Origin of the sequence: Pseudomonas sp. RW407 (assembly GCF_003176655.1) — a bacterium.
Classification (GTDB): Bacteria; Pseudomonadota; Gammaproteobacteria; order Pseudomonadales; family Pseudomonadaceae; genus Pseudomonas; species Pseudomonas delhiensis.
This window is the reverse complement of record NZ_QGSL01000106.1, coordinates 1,087,749-1,107,959: the sequence shown is the minus strand read 5'-3', so window position 1 is coordinate 1,107,959 and position 20,211 is coordinate 1,087,749. Positions and strand designations below refer to the sequence as shown.

At 68.6% G+C, this 20,211-nt stretch carries 20 protein-coding genes; 11 read left to right on the top strand and 9 right to left on the bottom strand.

Annotated elements, in window-relative coordinates; translation table 11 throughout:
* Positions 1-7: 7 nt before the first annotated feature.
* Positions 8-679 carry a ribose-5-phosphate isomerase RpiA gene (gene rpiA / locus DK254_RS21755; RefSeq protein WP_089390867.1) on the bottom strand — a complete coding sequence of 224 codons (672 nt, stop codon included), beginning with the start codon at positions 677-679 and terminating at the stop codon, positions 8-10.
* A gap of 106 nt (positions 680-785) precedes the next feature.
* On the opposite strand from rpiA, the gene ilvA reads away from it, so the two are divergent.
* The 3 genes from ilvA to DK254_RS21740 all read left to right on the top strand — a co-directional run bounded on the left by ilvA (position 786) and on the right by DK254_RS21740 (position 3,404).
* On the top strand, positions 786-2,330 hold the full coding sequence (gene ilvA, locus DK254_RS21750; protein WP_256595921.1) for a threonine ammonia-lyase, biosynthetic: 1,545 nt from the start codon (positions 786-788) through the stop codon (positions 2,328-2,330).
* Positions 2,331-2,446: 116 nt separating this feature from the next.
* The gene (locus tag DK254_RS21745) at positions 2,447-2,914 is read left to right on the top strand and encodes a DUF2269 family protein (protein WP_109935430.1); all 468 of its coding nucleotides are present in this window, start codon (positions 2,447-2,449) and stop codon (positions 2,912-2,914) included.
* A gap of 22 nt (positions 2,915-2,936) precedes the next feature.
* Positions 2,937-3,404 carry a DUF2269 domain-containing protein gene (locus DK254_RS21740; protein WP_109935429.1) on the top strand — a complete coding sequence of 156 codons (468 nt, stop codon included), beginning with the start codon at positions 2,937-2,939 and terminating at the stop codon, positions 3,402-3,404.
* A 6-nt stretch (positions 3,405-3,410) separates the two neighbouring features.
* Here the strand turns inward: DK254_RS21740 and DK254_RS21735 are convergent, their stop codons facing one another.
* Positions 3,411-4,070 (bottom strand): HAD family phosphatase, encoded by a 660-nt coding sequence (locus DK254_RS21735; RefSeq protein WP_109935428.1) that lies wholly within the window; start codon positions 4,068-4,070, stop codon positions 3,411-3,413.
* A 145-nt stretch (positions 4,071-4,215) separates the two neighbouring features.
* Here DK254_RS21735 and DK254_RS21730 point away from each other — a divergent pair, with 145 nt between their 5' ends.
* The 3 genes from DK254_RS21730 (at position 4,216) to DK254_RS21720 (ending at position 8,093) form a co-directional block, all read left to right on the top strand.
* Positions 4,216-4,695 carry an RNA pyrophosphohydrolase gene (locus DK254_RS21730; protein ID WP_009613927.1) on the top strand — a complete coding sequence of 160 codons (480 nt, stop codon included), beginning with the start codon at positions 4,216-4,218 and terminating at the stop codon, positions 4,693-4,695.
* Positions 4,696-4,716: 21 nt separating this feature from the next.
* A complete protein-coding gene (gene ptsP, locus DK254_RS21725; RefSeq protein WP_109935427.1) occupies positions 4,717-6,996 on the top strand; it encodes a phosphoenolpyruvate--protein phosphotransferase in 2,280 nt (759 codons plus the stop codon).
* 74 nt (positions 6,997-7,070) lie between these two features.
* Positions 7,071-8,093: a sensor domain-containing diguanylate cyclase gene (locus DK254_RS21720; RefSeq protein WP_109935426.1), complete on the top strand. Its 1,023-nt coding sequence runs from the start codon at positions 7,071-7,073 to the stop codon at positions 8,091-8,093.
* 425 nt (positions 8,094-8,518) lie between these two features.
* Here the strand turns inward: DK254_RS21720 and DK254_RS21715 are convergent, their stop codons facing one another.
* Positions 8,519-9,271: an NRDE family protein gene (locus tag DK254_RS21715; RefSeq protein WP_109935425.1), complete on the bottom strand. Its 753-nt coding sequence runs from the start codon at positions 9,269-9,271 to the stop codon at positions 8,519-8,521.
* Between the two features lie 193 nt (positions 9,272-9,464).
* On the opposite strand from DK254_RS21715, the gene DK254_RS21710 reads away from it, so the two are divergent.
* Complete coding sequence (locus DK254_RS21710) at positions 9,465-10,253, top strand: sulfite exporter TauE/SafE family protein (RefSeq protein WP_109935424.1); 789 nt, start codon at positions 9,465-9,467, stop codon at positions 10,251-10,253.
* Between the two features lie 9 nt (positions 10,254-10,262).
* A complete protein-coding gene (lgt, locus tag DK254_RS21705) occupies positions 10,263-11,096 on the top strand; it encodes a prolipoprotein diacylglyceryl transferase (protein ID WP_109935423.1) in 834 nt (277 codons plus the stop codon).
* Between the two features lie 212 nt (positions 11,097-11,308).
* On the opposite strand, the gene DK254_RS21700 is transcribed toward lgt, so the two are convergent.
* From DK254_RS21700 to DK254_RS21690, 3 genes are read right to left on the bottom strand one after another with little or no spacing between them, the layout of a single operon-like run.
* A complete protein-coding gene (locus tag DK254_RS21700) occupies positions 11,309-11,830 on the bottom strand; it encodes a dihydrofolate reductase (protein ID WP_109935422.1) in 522 nt (173 codons plus the stop codon).
* A 19-nt stretch (positions 11,831-11,849) separates the two neighbouring features.
* Positions 11,850-12,923 (bottom strand): hypothetical protein, encoded by a 1,074-nt coding sequence (locus DK254_RS21695; RefSeq protein WP_109935421.1) that lies wholly within the window; start codon positions 12,921-12,923, stop codon positions 11,850-11,852.
* Positions 12,920-13,939, bottom strand: a complete 1,020-nt coding sequence (locus tag DK254_RS21690; protein ID WP_109935420.1) for a hypothetical protein — start codon at positions 13,937-13,939, stop codon at positions 12,920-12,922. The genes DK254_RS21695 and DK254_RS21690 overlap by 4 nt, the downstream gene beginning before the upstream one ends.
* Before the next feature lie 183 nt (positions 13,940-14,122).
* On the opposite strand from DK254_RS21690, the gene DK254_RS21685 reads away from it, so the two are divergent.
* Entirely contained in the window at positions 14,123-15,514 is a 1,392-nt protein-coding gene (locus DK254_RS21685) for a DUF2868 domain-containing protein (RefSeq protein WP_109935419.1), read from the top strand.
* Complete coding sequence (locus DK254_RS21680; RefSeq protein WP_109935418.1) at positions 15,507-16,880, top strand: GTPase/DUF3482 domain-containing protein; 1,374 nt, start codon at positions 15,507-15,509, stop codon at positions 16,878-16,880. The genes DK254_RS21685 and DK254_RS21680 overlap by 8 nt, the downstream gene beginning before the upstream one ends.
* Positions 16,881-17,030: 150 nt before the next feature.
* On the opposite strand, the gene DK254_RS21675 is transcribed toward DK254_RS21680, so the two are convergent.
* Together DK254_RS21675 and DK254_RS21670 are read right to left on the bottom strand one after the other, a co-directional pair.
* Positions 17,031-17,498: a metallophosphoesterase family protein gene (locus DK254_RS21675; protein WP_109935811.1), complete on the bottom strand. Its 468-nt coding sequence runs from the start codon at positions 17,496-17,498 to the stop codon at positions 17,031-17,033.
* A 50-nt stretch (positions 17,499-17,548) separates the two neighbouring features.
* On the bottom strand, positions 17,549-18,937 hold the full coding sequence (locus tag DK254_RS21670; RefSeq protein ID WP_109935417.1) for a nucleobase:cation symporter-2 family protein: 1,389 nt from the start codon (positions 18,935-18,937) through the stop codon (positions 17,549-17,551).
* Positions 18,938-19,251: 314 nt separating this feature from the next.
* Between DK254_RS21670 and DK254_RS21665 the strand changes: the two genes are divergently transcribed.
* Positions 19,252-19,800 carry a prepilin-type N-terminal cleavage/methylation domain-containing protein gene (locus DK254_RS21665; protein ID WP_109935416.1) on the top strand — a complete coding sequence of 183 codons (549 nt, stop codon included), beginning with the start codon at positions 19,252-19,254 and terminating at the stop codon, positions 19,798-19,800.
* A 107-nt stretch (positions 19,801-19,907) separates the two neighbouring features.
* Here the strand turns inward: DK254_RS21665 and DK254_RS21660 are convergent.
* Positions 19,908-20,211, bottom strand: a 304-nt coding sequence (locus DK254_RS21660; protein WP_177412103.1) for a dihydroxy-acid dehydratase, incomplete at its 5' end; no start/stop codon positions are given.

Genomic DNA, 20,211 nt, shown 5'->3' with positions numbered 1-20,211 from the left:
CCGAGGCTCAGGCCTTGAGCGTCTTCACGCCCTCGGCGGTGCCGAGCAGCAGCAGGTCGGCCGGGCGCGCGGCGAACAGGCCCACGGTGACCACGCCGACGATGTTGTTGATCTTCTCTTCCAGGGCCACCGGGCTGTCGATGCGCAGGTTGTGCACGTCGAGGATGATGTTGCCGTTGTCGGTCAGCACGCCGTCGCGGTAGACCGGGTCGCCGCCCAGCTTGACCAGCTCGCGGGCCACGTGGCTGCGGGCCATGGGGATGACTTCCACCGGCAGCGGGAAGGCGCCGAGCAGCGGCACCAGCTTGCTCTGGTCGGCGATGCAGATGAACCGCTTGGCCACGGCCGCGACGATCTTCTCGCGGGTCAGCGCGGCGCCGCCGCCCTTGATCAGCTCCAGGCGCTCGTTGCTCTCGTCGGCGCCGTCGACGTAGAACTCCAGCTCGCTGACGCTGTTCAGGTCGTAGACCGGGATGCCGTGGCCCTTCAGGCGCTGGGCGGTGGCCTCGGAGCTGGCCACGGCGCCGTCGAACTCGGCCTTGTGCCTGGCCAGCAGGTCGATGAAGAAGTTGGCGGTGGAGCCGGTGCCGACGCCGACGATGCTCTTGCTGTCGAGGTGCGGGAGGATGTGGTCGACGGCGGCCTGGGCCACGGCCTGCTTGAGCTGGTCCTGGTTCATCTCTGGGTTCCGGCAAAGGGGCTTGGGGCGCGGATTATAGCGGGGCCGCCGGGCGAATGTGGATTCGCCGCTCCCGCCGGCCGCCGACTGGAGTAGACTGCCGGCTTTGTGCCCCGTCCCTGCGAAGCCCGCCCCGATGCTCGAACAGTACGTCAAGAAGATCCTCACCTCGCGCGTCTACGACGTCGCCGGGGAAACGCCCCTGCAACCGGCCCGCCGCCTCTCCGAGCGCCTGGACAACCAGGTGCTGCTCAAGCGCGAGGACCTGCAGCCGGTGTTCTCCTTCAAGATCCGCGGCGCCTACAACAAGCTGGCGCAGCTGAGCCCCGAGGAACTGGCGCGCGGCGTGGTCACCGCCTCGGCCGGCAACCACGCCCAGGGCGTGGCCCTGGCGGCGAAGGAGCTGGGGGTGAAGGCGACCATCGTCATGCCGCGCACCACGCCGGAGCTGAAGGTCCAGGGCGTGCGCGCCCGCGGCGGCAAGGCGGTGCTGCACGGCGATGCCTTCCCCGAGGCGCTGGCGTATTCGCTGAAGCTGGTGGAAGAGAAGGGCTACGTCTACATCCACCCCTACGACGACCCGGACGTGATCGCAGGGCAAGGCACCGTGGCCATGGAGATCCTCCGCCAGCACCCGGGGCGCCTGGACGCCATCTTCGTGCCGGTGGGCGGCGGCGGGCTGATCGCCGGCATCGCCGCCTACGTGAAGTACCTGCGCCCGGAGGTGAAGGTCATCGGTGTCGAGCCGGACGACTCCAACTGCCTGCAGGCCGCCATGGCCGCCGGCGAGCGCGTGGTGCTGAGCCAGGTCGGGCTGTTCGCCGACGGCGTGGCGGTGGCGCAGATCGGCCAGCACACCTTCGACGTCTGCAAGCGCTACGTCGACGAAGTCATCACCGTCAGCACCGACGAAATCTGCGCGGCGATCAAGGACATCTACGACGACACCCGCTCCATCACCGAACCCGCCGGCGCCCTGGCGGTGGCCGGGATCAAGAAGTACGTCGAGCGCGACAACGCGCGCGGGCAGACCCTGGTGGCCATCGACTCCGGCGCCAACATCAACTTCGACCGCCTGCGCCACGTCGCCGAGCGCGCCGAGCTGGGCGAGAAGCGCGAAGCCATCATCGCCGTGACCATCCCCGAGCGCCCGGGCAGCTTCAAGGCCTTCTGCGAGGCCATCGGCAAGCGCCAGATCACCGAGTTCAACTACCGCTACAACACCGACAGCGAAGCGCACATCTTCGTCGGCGTGCAGACCCACCCGGACAGCGACCCGCGCGCCGTGCTGGTCGAGCAGTTGCGCGAGCAGGGCTTCCCGGTGCTGGACCTGACCGACAACGAGCTGGCCAAGCTGCACATCCGCCACATGGTCGGCGGCCACTCGCCGCGGGTCAGCGACGAGCAGGTGTTCCGCTTCGAGTTCCCCGAGCGCCCCGGCGCGCTGTTCAACTTCCTCAACAAGCTCGGCGGGCGCTGGAACATCACCATGTTCCACTACCGCAACCACGGCGCCGCCGACGGCCGCGTGGTCGCCGGCCTGCAGGTGCCGGAGGAGGAACGCCACAAGGTGGCGCAGGCGCTGGAGGAAATCGGCTACCCGTACTGGGACGAGACCGACAACCCGGCCTACAAGCTGTTCCTCGGCTGAGGCCGGGCGGCCGGGTGGGGAACGCCGGGGCGGCACGCGCTGTCCCAGCTCAACCCGCCGGCCGGCAGCGCTGCTAGGCTGAGGGAACAGCCCGAATCGCGACAGGGACCGCCCGCATGGAAACCTACCAGACCCTCAAGATCCTCCACGGCGTCGCCGTGGCCGTGCCGCTGCTGGCCATCGCCGGCCTCGCCTGGTACGGCTGGCGCAGCTGGCGTGACGGGGATGCCGGCGTGCTGGCCAAGGCGCTGCAGCGCATCGGCCTGGCCGCCTGGGTGCTGGTCGCCGGCTGCGTGGCCAGCCTGCCGCTCACCGGCTGGCAGATGGTCCACCGCGCCGGCCTCCCGCTGGGGCAGACCTGGCTGCTGGCCAGCGCCTGCCTGTTGATCCTGGTGGCGATCTTCTGGCTGCTGTTCACCGGCCGCCTGTGGCGCATCCGCCGCCTGGCGGCGAGCGCCCGCGACAGCGGCGAGCCACTGGCCGAGGGGGTGGTGCGCGAGCTGCGCTTCGGCGCGGTGTTCTTCGCCCTGGCCCTGCTCAGCTGGCTGGCGATACTCGCGCTGATGCTGGCCAAGCCGCTGTGAGATCGACGGCGACGGAGCGCCGATGAGTCCCTACCTGCTGCTCAAGACCCTGCACATCCTGTCTTCCACGCTGCTGTTCGGCACCGGCCTGGGCTCGGCCTACTACGCCTGGCGGGCCTGGCGCAGCGGCCACCTGGAGGCGATCCGGGTGACTTTCCGCCACCTGGTCACCGCCGACTGGCTGTTCATCGCCACCACGGCGGTGTTCCAGCCGCTCAGCGGCGCCGCCATGGCGCACCTGGCCGGTTGGCCGCTGGACTCGGGCTGGCTGTTGTGGAGCCTGGCGCTGTACGTCTTCGCCGGCGCCTGCTGGTTGCCGGTGGTGTGGCTGCAGATCCGCGTGCGCGACATGGCCGAGGCGGCGCACCGTGATGGCACGGCGCTGCCGCCGCGGGCCTTCCTCTACATGCGCTGGTGGTTCGCCCTGGGCTGGCCGGCGTTCCTGGCCTTCCTGGCGATCTTCCACCTGATGGTCAACAAGGGCTTCTGAGACGGCTCAGTCGCGCAGGCTGAGCACCGGCCAGCCGCGCGCCTGGGCGGTGGCGCGCAGGACCTCGTCCGGGTCGACAGCCACCGGGTGGGCCACCACTTCCAGCAGCGGCAGGTCGTTGCGCGAGTCGCTATAGAAGTAGCTGTCGTCCAGGCTCATGCCGGTTTCCTGCAGCCAGCGCTGCAGGCGCGTCACCTTGCCGCCCTGGAAGCAGGGCACGTCGAAGGTGCGGCCGGTGTAGAGGCCGTCGCGCATCTCGCACTCGGTGGCGATCAGCGTTTCCACGCCCAGGCGCTCGGCGATGGGGCCGGTGACGAAGCGGTTGGTGGCGGTGATGATCACCAGGCGGTCGCCGGCGGCGCGGTGCTCGGCCAGCAGGGCTTCGCCGCGGGGCAGGATGATCGGCTCGATGACCTCTTCCATGAACTGGCGATGCCAGGTGGCCAGCTGCTCCAGGCTGTTGCGGCCGAGGATCGCCTGGGTGAAGGCCTGGTAGGCGAACACGTCCAGGGTGCCGGCCTGGTAGTCGGCATAGAAGGCGTCGTTGCGCGCCTGGTATTCGCCGGCGTCGACCAGGCCGCGCTGGCACAGCCATTCGCCCCAGCTGTGGTCGCTGTCACCGGCCAGCAGGGTGTTGTCGAGGTCGAAGAGGGCCAGACGCGCCATGGTTCACCGTTGATTGCGAAAGCGGAAAAGTCGCCTAGAGTAACGGCTTTTGCCTGCCCTGCCCATGCGCGCCAAGCCTCGCGTTGCTGCTGTCACAGGCTTTGTGGAACAATGCGGGCACACGCGTTTTCGAGGATGTACCGCCGTGATCGATCCCGATGGTTTTCGCCCCAATGTCGGCATCATCCTCTCCAACGAGGCCGGTCAGGTTCTGTGGGCGCGGCGCATCAACCAGGAGGCCTGGCAGTTCCCGCAAGGCGGCATCAACGCCCGGGAAACTCCTGAAGAGGCGCTGTTCCGCGAGTTGAACGAGGAAGTCGGCCTGGAGGAGCAGGATGTGCGCATTCTCGCCTGCACCCGCGGCTGGTTGCGCTATCGTCTGCCGCAGCGGCTGGTGCGTACCAACAGCCAACCGCTGTGCATCGGCCAGAAACAGAAGTGGTTCCTGCTGCGCCTCACCGGCGACGAGAACCGGGTACGCATGGATGTGACCGGCAAGCCGGAATTCGATGGCTGGCGCTGGGTGAGTTACTGGTATCCCCTGGGGCAGGTGGTGACCTTCAAGCGCGAGGTCTACCGGCGGGCCCTGAAGGAACTGGCGCCGCGCCTGCTGGCGCGGGACTGAATAGGAGATAAGGCCCTGAGCATGCTCAACACGCTGCGCAAGATCGTCCAGGAAGTGAACGCCGCCAAGGACCTGAGGGCGGCGCTGGGCATCATCGTGCTGCGGGTCAAGGAAGCCATGGGCACCCAGGTGTGCTCGGTCTATCTGCTCGACGCCGACACCAACCGTTTCGTCCTGATGGCCACCGAGGGCTTGAACAAGCGCTCCATCGGCAAGGTCAGCATGGCCCCCAACGAGGGCCTGGTGGGCCTGGTGGGCACCCGCGAGGAGCCGCTGAACCTGGAGAACGCCTCCGAGCACCCGCGCTACCGCTACTTCGCCGAGACCGGCGAGGAACGCTACGCCTCCTTCCTCGGCGCCCCGATCATCCACCACCGCCGGGTGATGGGCGTGCTGGTGGTGCAGCAGAAGGAGAAGCGCCAGTTCGACGAGGGCGAGGAAGCCTTCCTGGTGACCATGAGCGCGCAGCTCGCCGGGGTCATCGCCCACGCCGAGGCCACCGGTTCGATCCGCGGCCTGGGCAAGCTCGGCAAGGGCATCCAGGAGGCCAAGTTCGTCGGCGTGCCCGGCGCCCCCGGCGTGGCCGTGGGCAAGGCCGTGGTGGTGCTGCCGCCGGCCGACCTGGAAGTGGTCCCGGACAAGCCCATCGACGACGTCGAGGCCGAGGTCGAGCGCTTCAAGCAGGCCCTGGAGTCGGTCCGCGAGGACATGCGCAACCTCTCCAGCAAGCTCGCCACCCAGCTGCGCAAGGAAGAGCGCGCGCTGTTCGACGTCTACCTGATGATGCTCGACGACGCCTCCATCGGCCAGGAGGTCAAGCGCATCATCCGCTCCGGCCAGTGGGCCCAGGGCGCCCTGCGCCAGGTGGTGATGGAGCACGTTGCGCGCTTCGAGCTGATGGACGACGCCTACCTGCGCGAGCGCGCCTCCGACGTCAAGGACATCGGCCGGCGCATCCTCGCCTATCTGCAGGAAGAGCGTAAGCAGAACCTGACCTACCCGGACCAGACCATCATCGTCAGCGAGGAACTATCCCCGGCGATGCTCGGCGAGGTGCCCGAGGGCAAGCTGGTCGGCCTGATCTCGGTGCTCGGCTCGGGCAACTCCCACGTGGCGATCCTTGCCCGCGCCATGGGCATCCCCACGGTGATGGGCGCGGTCGACCTGCCGTATTCCAAGGTCGACGGCATCGACCTGATCGTCGATGGCTACCATGGCGAGATCTACACCAACCCGTCGCCGCAGCTGGTCAAGCAGTACGGCGAAGTGGTCGCCGAAGAGAAGGAACTGAGCAAGGGCCTGGCCGCGCTGCGCGAGCTGCCCTGCGAAACCCTCGACGGCCACCGCATGCCGCTGTGGGTCAACACCGGCCTGCTGGCCGACGTGGCCCGCGCCCAGGAGCGCGGCGCCGAGGGCGTTGGCCTGTACCGCACGGAAGTGCCGTTCATGATCAACGACCGCTTCCCCAGCGAAAAGGAGCAGCTGGCGATCTACCGCGAGCAGCTCTCGGCTTTCCACCCGCTGCCGGTGACCATGCGCACCCTGGACATCGGCGGCGACAAGGCGCTGTCCTACTTCCCGATCAAGGAAGACAACCCCTTCCTCGGCTGGCGCGGTATCCGCGTCACCCTCGACCACCCGGAAATCTTCCTGGTGCAGACGCGCGCCATGCTCAAGGCCAGCGAGGGCCTGAACAACCTGCGCATCCTGCTGCCGATGATCTCCGGCACCCACGAGCTGGAAGAGGCGCTGCACCTGATCCACCGCGCCTGGGGCGAGATCCGCGACGAAGGCGTGGACATCCCCATGCCGCCGATCGGCATGATGGTGGAGATCCCCGCGGCGGTGTACCAGACCCGCGAGCTGTCGCGCCAGGTGGACTTCCTCTCGGTCGGCTCCAACGACCTCACCCAGTACCTGCTGGCGGTGGACCGCAACAACCCGCGCGTGGCCGACCTCTACGACTACCTGCACCCGGCGGTGCTGCAGGCGCTGAAGAAGGTGGTCGACGACGCCCACGCCGAAGGCAAGCCGGTGAGCATCTGCGGCGAGATGGCCGGCGACCCGGCGGCCGCGGTGCTGCTGATGGCCATGGGCTTCGACTCGCTGTCGATGAACGCCACCAACCTGCCCAAGGTGAAGTGGCTGCTGCGCCAGATCACCCTGGGCAAGGCCCGCGAACTGCTCGGCCAACTGATGACCTTCGACAACCCGCAGGTGATCCACAGCTCCCTGCACCTGGCATTGCGCAACCTCGGCCTCGGCCGGGTGATCAATCCCGCGGCGACCGTCCAGGGCTGACCTGGCGCGCCGCCCTCCCCGGAGCTGAGTCGTCCCCGGGGCCCTGTACAACCGGCACTGCCGGGAGAAGGCTTATGGACGAGCAGCAAGCGCGCGTGGACGACCGCGAAGCCATCGAGAAGACCCTCCGCTATGCCCTGGAGATCGTCAGCGACGGCATCTGGGACTGGGACATCCGCAGCGACGACGTCAAGCGCAGCCCGGGCTGGTACCGCATGCTCGGCTACCCCATCGACGGCTTGCCGGAGAACGTCGCCACCTGGCACTCGGTGATCCACCCGGACGACTTCCCCCGCGTCATGCGCAGCTTCCAGGCCTACCTGGACGGGCGGCAGGCGGCCTACGCCGAGGAGTACCGCTGCCTCTGCGCCAACGGCGAGTACCTGTGGATAAGGGACCATGGCCGCTTCGTCGAATTCGACGAGCAGGGCCGCGCCACGCGGATGATCGGTGCCCACCACAACATCCACGAGCGCAAGCTGATCGAGCTGGAGCTGAAGCGGCGCAACGAGGAGCTGCGCGAACTCAACCGCAACCTCGAACAACTGGTCGAACAGCGCACCGAGGCCCTGCGCCAGGCCAACCTGGCCCTGGCCGAGCAGGCCGCGGTGGCGGTGCGCCTGAGCGAGACCGACCCGCTGACGCAGATCTTCAACCGGCGCCGCTTCGAAAGCAGCCTGCAGCAGGAGTGGCAGCGCTTCCAGCGCCACGACCAGCAGGTCAGCCTGCTGATGTTCGACCTCGACCACTTCAAGCGCATCAACGACCTCTTCGGCCACCCGGTCGGCGACCGCGTGCTGGTGGCGGTGACCCAGGCGGTGCGCCGGACCCTGCGCGAGGAAGACTGCTTCGCCCGCTGGGGCGGCGAGGAATTCATCGTGCTGCTGCCCAACACCCCGGTGGCCTCCGCCACCCGCCTGGCCGAGCGCTTGCGCCTGCACATCCGCGAGGCCTGCGGCGAGCTGGAGCAACCCCTCACCGCCAGCTTCGCCCTGGCCGGCATGCGCCGCGCCGAATCCCTGGAGGGCCTGCTGCGCCGCCTGGACGACGCCCTCTACCGCGCCAAGCGCCTGCGCGATGCCATCGAGGTGTGCTAGGCCGTAGCGCATGGTGTAGGACACAAGCGGGCCCTGCCCGCGAATCGCGCGCAGGGCGCGCTCCTACATGGGAATGGCATGGGTGGGGCGGCGTAGGAGCGGATCTCATCCGCGAATCGCGCCGGAACCTCCGGCTATCGCGGAAAAGTTCCGCTCCTACGGGAGGGAATACCGTGCCGCCCGGCAACTGTAGGACGAACCCGCAACCCCCTCCCTAACCCTCCCCCGCAAGCGGGAGAGGGGACCGTCCGTGCCTGCTGGAAGCGTGTGCCTCACGGCTGATCCCGTAGGGCGCATAACCGTTCGCGGTTATCCGCCGTTGGCCCCCGCGCGGGATTGGAATTCGGAACGGCGGATAACCCCCTTCGGGGTTATTCGCCCTACGGGTGCCTTTCGTAGGCGCGAGCTTTCCCCCGTAGCGGGCCCTAGGCGTCGAGCAGCAGGCGCACCTCGCCCAGATGGGCCCCTTCCGGCCCGAAGCTGCGTTCGATGAATTCCCGGCGCCCGTCGGCATGCACCCGCAGCACGCTGCTGGCGCGGGTGCCGTAGTTGGCGCTGGCGATGAACACGCTGGACAGCAGGCGCTCGGTGGCCAGGCCGACGCCGGTTTCCGGCAGCCGTTCGTCGCCGGGGCGCTCGCGGTCGCCGAGCAGCCCCAGCAGGCTCTCGGGCTCGGCTTCGTCGAGGTGCTCCTCCAGGGCGGCGCGGGCGCGCAGCAGCTTGGGCCAGGGCGTATCCAGCGTGGCATTGGACAGGCCGTGCAGCCCGGCCGGCAGTTCCCGTGGCGCGCCGTCGCGGGGGTTGAAGTAGCAGAGTTGGCGGGCGTCGCCGACCAGCAGGTTGAACCCGGAATATTCGCTGGCGCGGCGCTGCACCTCGGCGAGGTAAGCCAGCGGTGCCTGGCGGCCGCGCAGGAAGCCGGCCACCAGTTCGCCGCGGGAGCGCGGCCCCAGCGGCTGGCCCGGATCACGCACGTTGGTCAGGGCGGCGAAACGCCCGCCAGGCCCCAGGCCCATCCACGTGCCGCCGGCCTCCAGGTCGCGCCCGGCATAGACCTCCGGCGCATCCTCCCAGGCCGCCAGCGGCAGGGTGGGGCGGGCATAGAACTCGTCGCGGTTGGCCGCGACTATCAGCGGCATGGCGTGTCCGGGGCGCCAGGCAAGGACGATCAGGCACATGGGGCAGGGCCCTGCGGTGGTGGTCCAGGCAGGGTAGGTAACTGGCGGTGGCAACTCAATAGCCGCCGTTGCCCGGGCGCGGCGCAGGATGAAATTTTCTTCATATCGGTACCGAAAGGCCCGTTGCACCGCGGGCGGCTGCCGTCGCCGGCGCATTTTCGGTACCATGCCGCTTTTGCCACCCGAGGTCTCCATGGAGTTCCTTCTCTACCTGGTGCTGGGTGCCTGCGCGGGGGTGCTGGCCGGGCTGTTCGGCGTCGGCGGCGGCCTGATCATCGTCCCGGTGCTGGTGTTCAGCTTCACCGCCCATGGCTTCCCCGTCGAGGTGCTGACGCAGATGGCGGTGGGCACCTCCCTGGCGACCATCGTCTTCACCTCGGTCAACTCCATCCTCGAGCACCACCGCCGCGGCGCGGTGCTCTGGCCGGTGTTCCTGTGGATGACCGTGGGCATCGTCGTCGGCAGCGCCCTGGGCGCGCTGACCGCCTCGGCCATCAAGGGGCCGGTGCTGCAGAAGATCATCGGCACCTTCGCCGTGCTCATCTCCATCCAGATGGCCCTGGGCCTGCAACCCAAGGCCGGCGGCAGCCTGCCGGGCAAGGGCGGGCTGGGTGCGGCGGGTGGCTTCATCGGCTGGGCCTCGGCGATCTTCGGCATCGGCGGCGGTTCGCTGACCGTGCCTTTCCTGTCCTGGCGCGGCGTCTCCATGCAGCAGGCGGTGGCTACCTCTTCCGCCTGCGGCCTGCCCATCGCCATCGCCGGGGCGATTTCGTTCATCGCGGTCGGCTGGCACCGGCCCGAACTGCCGCAGTGGAGCTTCGGCTTCGTCTACCTGCCGGCGCTGGTGGGCATCGCCGTCACCAGCATGTTCTTCGCCCGCATCGGCGCGCGCCTGGCGCACCGCCTGCCGGCCAAGGTGCTCAAGCGCCTGTTCGCTCTGCTGATGTTCTGCGTCGGCATGAGTTTCCTGATCAAACCCTAGGAGTAAGCGATGCTGCCCTATCCACAGATCGACCCCGTCGCGGTGTCGCTGGGCCCCCTGAAGATCCACTGGTACGGGCTGATGTACCTGATCGGCATCGGCGGCGCCTGGCTGCTGGCCTCGCGCCGGCTGAACCGTTTCGATGCGACCTGGAGCAAGGAGAAGCTCTCCGACCTGGTGTTCTGGGTCGCCTGCGGCGTGGTGCTGGGCGGGCGCCTGGGCTACGTGCTGTTCTACAAGCTGGACTTCTACCTGGCCAACCCGCTGAACCTGTTCAAGGTCTGGGAGGGCGGCATGTCCTTCCACGGCGGCCTGCTGGGGGTGATGCTGGCCACCTGGTGGTTCGGCAAGCGCAACGGCAAGAGCTTCTTCCAGCTGATGGACTTCATCGCCCCGCTGGTGCCGATCGGCCTGGGCGCCGGGCGCATCGGCAACTTCATCAACGCCGAGCTGTGGGGCAAGCCCACCGACGTGCCCTGGGCGATGATCTTCCCGCCCTACAGCGACCCCGCGCAGCTGCCGCGCCACCCCTCGCAGCTGTACGAGTTCGCCCTGGAAGGCATAGTGCTGTTCGCCATCCTCTGGATTTTCTCGCGCAAGCCGCGGCCGACCGCCTCGGTCTCGGGCCTGTTCATCCTCTGCTACGGCTGCTTCCGCTTCTTCGTCGAGTTCTTCCGCCTGCCGGATGCCGACCAGGGCGCCGGCGGCAACGGCGGCCCGGGCTACCTGGCCTGGGACTGGCTGACCATGGGCCAGCTGCTGTGCGTGCCGATGATCCTCGGCGGCATCGCCCTGATGGTCTGGGCCTACCGCCGCGCGGCGGCGAAGCCGGCGACCAACTGACGGGACGGCGGCTTTTCGTAGGAGCGAGGGGGACGCCTGGTTCTTGCTCGCGAACCCAACGTCTCTGGATTCCCGCGTTCGCGGGAATGACGGGGTGGAAGGATGGTGTCTGACCTACAAGCCACTCCGAACGGCTCCCTCTCCCTTCAGGGAGAGGGTTGGGGAGAGGGCCGGAGTCAACCCCAGACCCAGTGCTTACCGGTAGGCGCCCCTCAAGCGCGATCCCAGACCTCGAAGGCATAGGCCGGGGTTTCCGTGGTGGCCTCGTGCTCGATGCTCGACGCCAGGTGCCAGCGGCTTTCGTCCAGCTCGGGGAAGTGCGCGTCGCCCGCGGGGCTCAGGGCCACGCGGGTCAGGTACAGGCGCTCGGCCACGGGCAGGGCCTCGGCGTACAGCTGGGCGCCGCCGATCAGCATCAGCTCCTCGGCTTCCTCCTCCCGGGCCCAGGCATCGGCGCGCTGCAGCGCGGCCTCCAGCGAGGTGAAGACTTCCGCGCCTTCCAGCTGCAGGCCGGCCTGGCGGCTGACCACCAGGTTGAGCCGGCCGGGCAGCGGGCGGCCGAGGGAGTCCCAGGTCTTGCGGCCCATGATGATCGGCTTGCCGAGGGTCAGCGCCTTGAAGTGCTTGAGGTCGGCCGGCAGGTGCCAGGGCAGGCGGTTGTCGATGCCGATCACGCGGTTCTCGGCGAGGGCGGCGATCATCGCCAGCGGCAGGCGGGAAGGGGCTTGGGACATCGTGGCTCCGGTCATGTGCTCAGGGTGATCCATCGGTGGCAGAGGATACCAGCCGCTGGGCCGGCGCGTCGTTCGCATAGGGCGGCACGCGCATGAAGAAGGTGCCGTCCTCGTTGACCTGGGTGATGCCGGTGGCCAGCACCTTGCGGTAGTCCCTGAGGTTGAACACCAGCCTCTGGTCCGGCTGCTCGGCCTTGAGCAGCACCTGCGCGTAGGTGATGAGGATCTCGAAGATCTTCAGGTCGCCCGACTGCAGCCAGATGTACGAGGGGCCGGCCAGGGTGGGCGGCTCGAAGTGCGGCGGCGGGCTGCCGGCCGGGCGGGCGAAGCGCAGGTGCAGGCCCTGCTGGTCGAGCCAGGCGGCGTCGACCTTGCCGTCGATGCCCACCAGCGGGAACACCTGGTGGTAGTTCAGGCGCATGGCGTTGTCGCGCAGCAGGGCGCCTGGGCGCTCCAGCTCGACCAGCGAATCCAGGTGCAGGCCGACCAGGCTCATGGCGCTGTAGGCCGGCACGCCGAGGACCTTGACCTGGTCCGGCTGGTAGAGGATCTCGTCGCCCTCCAGGCGCACGCTGCCGGACAGCCGCAGCGGCAGCCAGGGGCCGATGCCCAGGGGTTGCACCTGGCCGCTGACCAGCAGGCGCTCGCCGTCCACGCTCATGGCGAAGTCGCGCAGCATGCTCTGTGGATAAGCCAGGATGCGCTGGTTGAACAGGTTGGCCAGTTGCTGCGGGTCGAGGATCACCTCGCCCTCGGTGACCTGGATGCGCATGTCCTGCGGGCGGTCGAAGTCCACCGGCGCGCCGGCCTGCAGCGGCAGCAGCCAGCCCTTGAGCTGCGGGCTGTGGAAGCCGATGCCGCCTTCGAAGTACATGTCCACGTTATGCAGCAGCAGGCCGACGCCGTCCTGGCCGGAATCGCGAATCCCGCCCGGGCGGCTGGCGGCGTGGCCGGCCTCCGGCGGCGTCTGCTGGAACCAGCCCTGGCGCAGCAGCTGCAGCTCCTGCTGCTGGCGGTCGATGGCGGTTTGTGCCCAGGCCGGAACGGCGGCCAGCAGGGGCAGGGCGAGGAGCAGGGGCAGCAGGCGCTTCATAGGGCTTTCTCCTGCGGCGCCGGCGCCTTCACCGGCGACACCGCGATGTGCACCATGCCGTCCTGGCGCAGGCGGATCTCGCCGTACTGCAGCTGGCGGCGGTAGTCGTAGAGGTTGAACAGCAGCGGCTGCCCGGGGCTGAGGCTGGTGAACAGGGCGTAGGCCTTGACCAGGATGGTGCGGGCCATCTTGATGTCGCCGCCCTGGATGAACATGTAGCTTTCCGGCGCCTGCAACTGCGGCCATTGCAGGCCGGCCAGGTCCTCGCCCAGCAGCAGGTCCATGCCGCCGTCGGCCAGCTTCAGGCTGCGCACGGCGAAGTCCAGGCGCGGTGGCGGGAACAGGCCGTCGAGGTCGACCAGGATGTGGTTGCCGAGCAGCTGCATGTGCGCGGTGTGCAGCCGCAGCACCTCGGACATCTCGATGGAGGCGGCGCTGAGCGAAGGGGTGACGTCCACGCCGTCGACGAAGATGCGCTGCGGCACCAGGGCCACCTTCAGCGGGCCGGCCTGCTCGATCCGGGTGAGCATCCGCAGCGGCCGCCAGCGCCCCTTGCGCAGCAGCTCGCCGCGCACCTCCTGGCCGTCCTTGCGGGTGCTCAGCACCAGGTTGCGCACTGGCGCGTCGGCGCTGCGCAGCTCGGCGTTGAGCAGGGTGGCGAGGGTGGCGTCGGCGACGAAGATGTCGCCGGCCTGGATGCGCGCCACCATGGCCCTGGGGTCGTCGAGCATGAGCGGCGTGCCCTTGGGCCCCACCGAGCTCATGCGGATCAGCATGCGGCGGATGAAGAAGCCGATGTCGTCGTGCAGGCGGAAGTCGGTGTGGCTTATCCACAGCTTCGACTCGTCGCTGTCGGAGGCGCGCTGGCCGACCTTCTCGTCCAGCTGGCGCGGCGGCACCGCCTGCATCAGCGGTGTGTCCGGGCCCCAGTCGGAGGGCCGGGGCGGGGGCGTTTCCACGGCCGCCGCGCGGGCGGCGGCCAGCAGGAGCAGGGCGCAGGGCAGGACGCGCGGCATGGCGGGCCTCGTTGTTGTTGTTCTGGTTGGCTTTGGCACCCTATACCCGTGCGCGCGCCGGGTAAGCCCTTCCTTGGTTCGGTCGGTGGCCGCCGGTGTTACCGTTACCCCGGAGAGCTGGCGGGCGGACGCGGCGCGGCGCAGCGGTTATGCTTGCGCCCAGGAACCAGCGCCGGAGACCCCGTGAGCGATACCGCCCCACCTTCCGCCTTCGACCGACTGTGGCTGTGCGAAGCCGTGCGCCTGCGCGAGGAGCAGGCCGGCCCGCTGGAGGATGCCGAAGCCAACCGCCGCGCCATCGCCGCCGGCGGCGAACTGCCCCGGCGCATCGAGCACCGCGCCCTGTGGCTGGCCGGGCGCGACCAGCTGGACAGCGCCCTGCGCCTGTGGAAACAGGGCGCGCAACTGGCCTTCTACCTGCTGATCGTCCTCGCCCTGCTCAGCGGCGCCGGCCTGGCGCTGGCCGCCCTGGGTGACGGCCAGCGCCCGGTCAACGTGTTCTGGGCCCTGGCCAGCCTGCTCGGCCTGGACCTGCTGATGCTGCTGGGCTGGGCCTGCGGCTTCGCCCTCGGTGGCGGCGAGGCGGCCGGCGCCCTGGGCCGCCTGTGGCTGTGGCTGAGCGGCAAGCTGGCGCGCGATGCCCGCGCCGCGCAACTGGCGCCGTCGCTGCTGGTGCTGCTCGGCCGCCAGCGCCTGACGCGCTGGGCGCTGGGCATGCTGGTCCACGGCCTGTGGCTGCTGGCCCTGGGCGCGGCCCTGGTGGTGCTGCTGGCGTTGTTGTCGACGCGGCGCTACGGCTTCGTCTGGGAAACCACCATCCTCGGCGGCGACACCTTCGTCTTCCTCACCCAGGGCCTGGGCGCGTTGCCTTCGCTGCTGGGCTTCCCGCTGCCGGACAGCGACCTGGTGCGCGCCAGCGGCGACGCCCTGGTGGCCAGCGAGGCCGCGCGCCACGCCTGGGCCGGCTGGCTGGTGGGCATCCTGCTGGTCTATGGGCTGCTGCCGCGCCTGCTGCTCTGGGCCTTCTGCCTGTGGCGCTGGCGCAGCGGCCGCGCGGCGTTGCGCCTGGACCTCTCGCTGCCGGGCTACAGCCTGCTGCGCGAGCGCCTGCAGCCCGGCAGCGAGCGCCTGGGCGTCAACGACGCCGCGCCAGTCAGCCTGGTCGAGCCGCAGGCGCAGAACCCTGCGGCCAGCGCAGAGGGCGCCTTGCTGGTGGCCATCGAACTGGACGACAGCCAGAGTTGGCCGCCGAAGCTGCCGGCCGGCGTGGCCGATGCCGGCGTGCTGGACGATGGCGCGCAACGCCGCCGTCTGCTGGAGCAACTGACCCGCTACCCGCCGGCGCGCCTGGCCATCGCCTGCGACCCGCGGCGCTCGCCGGACCGCGGCACCCTGGCGCTGATCGCCGAGCTGTCGCGCTGCGCCGGCGCCACCCGCGTCTGGCTGCTGCAGCCGCCGGCGGGCATCGGCCTGGACAGCGACCGCCTGGCCGACTGGCATGCCGCCATCGACAAGCTGAACCTGCCGCACAGCGGCGCATCGCCCCTGGCCTGGCTGGAGAGCGGACATGACTGAGCCCCTCCGGCTGGCTGTGGTCGGCCACACCAACGTCGGCAAGACCTCGCTGCTGCGCACCCTGACCCGCGACGTCGGCTTCGGCGAGGTCTCGCACCGCCCCAGCACCACCCGCCACGTCGAGGGGGCGCGCCTGTCGGTGGACGGCCAGGCGCTGCTGGAGCTGTACGACACGCCGGGCCTGGAGGACGCCATCGCCCTGCGCGACTACCTCGACGCCCTGGAGCGCCCCGGCGAGCGCCTGGACGGCCCGGAGAAGCTGCGCCGCTTCCTCGACGGCAGCGAGGCGCGCGGCCGCTTCGAGCAGGAAGCCAAGGTGCTGCGCCAGTTGCAGGCCTCCGATGCCGGGCTCTACGTGATCGACGCCCGCGAGCCGGTGCTGGCCAAGTACCGCGACGAACTGGCGGTGCTCGCCGGCTGCGCGCGGCCGCTGCTGCCGGTGCTGAACTTCGTCGCCAGCGCCAACCACCGTGAGGAGCAGTGGCGCGAGGCCCTGTCGCGCCTGGGCCTGCACGCCCTGGTGCGCTTCGACAGCGTGGCGCCGCCGCTGGACGGCGAACGCCGACTCTACGAAAGCCTGGCGCTGCTGCTGGAGAAGTCCCGCCCGCAGCTGGAGCGGCTGATCCAGGACCACGAGGCCCAGGCCGTGGCGCGGCGCGAGGCCGGCGCCAAGCTGATCGCCGAACTGCTGGTGGATGTCGCCGCCTGCCGCGACCTGGTGCCCGGCGACGCCCAGGCCATCCGCAAGGCCACCGAGGCCCTGCGCGACCGCGTGCGCAAGCGCGAGGAAGCCTGCGTGCAGGCCCTGCTGCGCCTCTACGCCTTCCGCAAGGACGATGCCCGCGCCGCCGACCTGCCGCTGCTGGACGGGCGTTGGGGCGATGACCTGTTCAACCCCGAAACCCTGCGCCAGCTCGGCGTGCGCCTGGGCGGCGGCGTGGCTGCCGGCGCCGCGGCCGGCGCCGGCATCGACCTGCTGGTGGGCGGCCTGACCCTGGGCGCCGCCACCGCCCTCGGCGCCCTGGCCGGCGGCGCCTGGCAGACCCTGGGCCACTACGGCCAGCGCCTGCTCGGCAAGCTCAAGGGCCAGCGCGAACTCTCGGTGGACGACAGCGTGCTGCGCCTGCTCGCCCTGCGCCAGCGGCAACTGCTGGCAGCGTTGCAGGCGCGGGGCCACGCGGCCATGGAGGCGATCCGCGTCGACTCGCCGGAAGACAAGCAGTGGCGCGAAGGCAAGCTGCCCGAGGCGCTGCGCAAGGCCCGGGCGCACCCGGAGTGGTCGACCTTGAATGGCCGCAAGCGGGTAGAGAAGAGCGAACGCCAGGAACAGGTCGACGCCCTGGCGCAACAGCTGTTGGCACCGTAGGGCGTATAACCGTTCGCGGTTATACGCCGTTTGACCTTGCTCGAAGGGCGTTGCGGGTTCGAACACGAAGCGCCTGCGGGCTCAGCCATGGAGTTGGCTCGTGGGCAAGGTGTAGCGGCGGATAACCGCGAACGGTTATTCGCCCTACGTTCAGCCGAGCGTGATCATTTCCACCGAAGCCTGTCCGTCCGCGATGCTCAGGATCGCCAGCGCGATCGGCAGCTTGAAACGGCGCGGCCCGGCGCTGCCAGGGTTGAGGTAGAGCACGCCGTCGCGCACCTCCTGCAATGGCTTGTGCGAATGCCCGGCCAGCACCACGTCGAAGCCTTCCGCGCGCGGATCGACGGCCAGTTGCTTGAGGTCGTGGATCAGGTACAGGCGCAGTCCACCCAATGCCAGGGCTAGGGTCTCGGGGATCGCCGCGGCCCAGGCTTCGGTGTCGTTGTTGCCGCGCACCACGTCCAGCGGCGCCAGTTGGCGTAGCGCATCGAGAATGCCCGGCTTGCCGATGTCGCCCAGGTGCAGGATGCGCTCGCAACCCCGCAGGGCATCCAGGGCCTCGGGGCGCAGCAGGTTGTGGGTGTCGGCGATCACGCCGACGCGCAGGGGAGTGCTCATGCCCCCCAGCATAAACGACGACGCCACCGGCAGGTGGCGTCGTGGCGGGCTCAGTGCCGGGCCTGGGCCGCCGGCGCTTCCGGCAGGAACCAGTTCAGCAGCAGGGCGCAGATGCCGCCGGTGGCGACGCCGGATTCCAGCACGTTGCGCAGCGCTGCCGGCATGTGCGCGAGGAACTCCGGCACCTGCGACACGCCCAGGCCCAGGGCCAGGCTGACCGCGATGATCAGCAGCGCGCGGCGGTCCAGCTGGACGCTGGCGAGGATGTTGATGCCCGAGGCGGCCACCGCGCCGAACATCACCATGGCCGCGCCGCCGAGCACCGGCTCGGGCACCGCCTGGATGACCCCGGCGACGCTGGGGAACAGGCCCAGGAGGATGAGCATCGCGGCGATCCACAGGCCGATGTGGCGGCTGGCCACGCCGGTCAGCTGGATCACCCCGTTGTTCTGTGCGAAGACCGAGCTGGGGAAGGTGTTGAAGAGGCCGGCCAGCAGCGAGTTGGCGCCGTTCACCAGCACCCCGCCCTTGATCCGTTGCATCCACAGCGGGCCTTCCACCGGCTGCTTCGAGACCTTGCTGGTGGCGGTGACGTCGCCGATGGCCTCCAGCGAGGTGACCAGGTAGATCACCAGCATGGGGATGAACAGGCTCCAGGAGAAGCTCAGGCCGAAGTGCAGCGGCACCGGCACCTGGAACCGCGCGGCCTGGTGCATGCCGGTGAAGTCCAGGCGGCCCAGGTAGCCGGCCAGCACGTAGCCCACGGCCAGGGCGATGACGATGGCGCCGCTGCGCATCCACACCACCGGGATGCGGTTGAGCACCACGATGATCGCCAGCACCACGCCCGACAGCAGCAGGTTCTCGCCGTTGGCGAAGGTGCCGTTGGCCATCGCCGAGAAGCCGCCACCCATGCTGATCAGGCCGACCTTGATCAGGGTGAGGCCGATCATCAGCACCACGATGCCGGTCACCAGCGGGGTGATCAGGCGCTTCACGAACGGCAGGATGCGCGACACGCCCATCTCCACGAAGGAGCCGGCCATGACCACGCCGAAGATGGCCGCCATCACCTGTTCCACCGGCGTGCCCTGCTTGACCATCAGCGCGCCGCCGGCGATCAGCGGCCCGACGAAGTTGAAGCTGGTGCCCTGGACGATCAGCAGGCCGGCGCCGAAGGGCCCGAAGCGCTTGCACTGGACGAAGGTGGCGATGCCGGAGATGACCAGCGACATGGACACGATCAGGTTGGTGTCCCGCGCGGAAACGCCCAGCGCCTGGCAGATCAGCAGGCCGGGGGTGACGATGGGCACGATGATCGCCAGCAGGTGCTGCAGCGCGGCGAGCAGCGTGACGGGCAGGGCGGGGCGGTCTTCCAGGCCGTAGACCAGGTCGCGCTGGGCCTTGTCGGCGGTGACGGGGTTCTCGAGGGAGCTCATGGCGGCAGTCCGGGAAAAAGAGCGGGATTTTACGGGGTGGGAGCGGGATCGGACAGTGCCATGGGGCAGGGGGAAGGAGTGGCGAAATTTGTCAGTATGCGTCAGTAATAAGGGCATTATCTGACGTAATTTGTCTTTTATTGATGGCGCATTTTGAGTGCTGTCGAAGGCTTTTCGATCTTCCGGAAATTTCAATATCGGTCCGGGGAATTGGACTACATATCTGCCTAATTCATGAGTCATTTAATTCATGTCATCCGATATCTCCCGTTGGAGGTTGGTGGATATAAATGAATAATTCATGGAGGTGGGATATGAGTTGTTATCGTTCTCGACAGAAGGGGTTCACGCTCATCGAATTGATGATCGTTGTTGCAATCATCGGTATTCTGGCTGCAGTAGCAATTCCACAATATCAAAATTATGCTACTCGTGCCCGTATTACCGAAGGCCTTAATCTGGCATCTGCTGCGAAGCTTGCGCTGAGTGAGACATATACAGCCAATGCTGGAATTGCGATCAATGCCTATGCTGGTGTTGGGCCGGCTGCGGCAGCTGGTCCAAATACTGTGAACACAGGGTTTGAGTTCGCTGCTACCCGGGATGTTGCTACTATCGCTATCGCAGCTGTTCCTGGTGGTGGCGGCGCAATTGCCGTAGGTGCTGGTGCCATTACAATCACTTATTCCGCAAGTATTTCAGCTCCTACGGCCCCCTTGACGCTGACGCTTACTCCGGGCAGCGGCGCCATTGCAGCAGGTGTGCCTGCAGCCGGTATAACTCCTGGGCTTCCTATAGTTTGGGGGTGTGCCGTGAATAATGTTAATAATAACGATCTGGTACCTGTCAATTGCAGGATTTAAGATCTCATTCAGGTTTTCAGACGGGCTTCTGGTGTTTTTAGATAAACTATTTGATTGATAGTAAAAGCCCGGCACTTAGGCCGGGCTTCTTATTTGCCGTCAGGTAATTAACCTTCCAGTAACGCCTTATTCCGCACTGCACCCTTGTCGGCACTGGTAGCGAGCAACGCATAAGCCTTCAGCGCGGTACTGACGCGACGGGCGCGCGGTTGCGCCGGCTTCCAGCCCTTCCTGTCCTGCTCGATGCGGCGGGCGGCCAGTTCCTCGTCGCTGACCAGCAGGTTGATGCTGCGGTTGGGGATGTCGATCAGTACCTTGTCGCCGTCCTGCACCAGGCCGATAGCGCCGCCGGCAGCGGCTTCCGGGGAGGCGTGGCCGATGGACAGGCCCGAGGTGCCGCCGGAGAAGCGG

Bases quoted from the DNA above. Each gene is read 5' to 3' on its own strand.
- DK254_RS21745 (WP_109935430.1), top strand. From the start codon at position 2,447: ATGGAAACCTACCAGACCCTCAAGATCCTCCACGGCGTCGCCGTGGCC.
- lgt (WP_109935423.1), top strand. From the start codon at position 10,263: ATGCTGCCCTATCCACAGATCGACCCCGTCGCGGTGTCGCTGGGCCCC.
- DK254_RS21715 (WP_109935425.1), bottom strand. From the start codon at position 9,271: ATGTGCCTGATCGTCCTTGCCTGGCGCCCCGGACACGCCATGCCGCTG.
- DK254_RS21700 (WP_109935422.1), bottom strand. From the start codon at position 11,830: ATGTCCCAAGCCCCTTCCCGCCTGCCGCTGGCGATGATCGCCGCCCTC.
- DK254_RS21680 (WP_109935418.1), top strand. From the start codon at position 15,507: ATGACTGAGCCCCTCCGGCTGGCTGTGGTCGGCCACACCAACGTCGGC.
- DK254_RS21740 (WP_109935429.1), top strand. From the start codon at position 2,937: ATGAGTCCCTACCTGCTGCTCAAGACCCTGCACATCCTGTCTTCCACG.
- DK254_RS21720 (WP_109935426.1), top strand. From the start codon at position 7,071: ATGGACGAGCAGCAAGCGCGCGTGGACGACCGCGAAGCCATCGAGAAG.
- DK254_RS21675 (WP_109935811.1), bottom strand. From the start codon at position 17,498: ATGAGCACTCCCCTGCGCGTCGGCGTGATCGCCGACACCCACAACCTG.
- DK254_RS21665 (WP_109935416.1), top strand. From the start codon at position 19,252: ATGAGTTGTTATCGTTCTCGACAGAAGGGGTTCACGCTCATCGAATTG.
- DK254_RS21690 (WP_109935420.1), bottom strand. From the start codon at position 13,939: ATGCCGCGCGTCCTGCCCTGCGCCCTGCTCCTGCTGGCCGCCGCCCGC.
- DK254_RS21735 (WP_109935428.1), bottom strand. From the start codon at position 4,070: ATGGCGCGTCTGGCCCTCTTCGACCTCGACAACACCCTGCTGGCCGGT.
- ptsP (WP_109935427.1), top strand. From the start codon at position 4,717: ATGCTCAACACGCTGCGCAAGATCGTCCAGGAAGTGAACGCCGCCAAG.
- DK254_RS21670 (WP_109935417.1), bottom strand. From the start codon at position 18,937: ATGAGCTCCCTCGAGAACCCCGTCACCGCCGACAAGGCCCAGCGCGAC.
- DK254_RS21695 (WP_109935421.1), bottom strand. From the start codon at position 12,923: ATGAAGCGCCTGCTGCCCCTGCTCCTCGCCCTGCCCCTGCTGGCCGCC.
- rpiA (WP_089390867.1), bottom strand. From the start codon at position 679: ATGAACCAGGACCAGCTCAAGCAGGCCGTGGCCCAGGCCGCCGTCGAC.
- DK254_RS21710 (WP_109935424.1), top strand. From the start codon at position 9,465: ATGGAGTTCCTTCTCTACCTGGTGCTGGGTGCCTGCGCGGGGGTGCTG.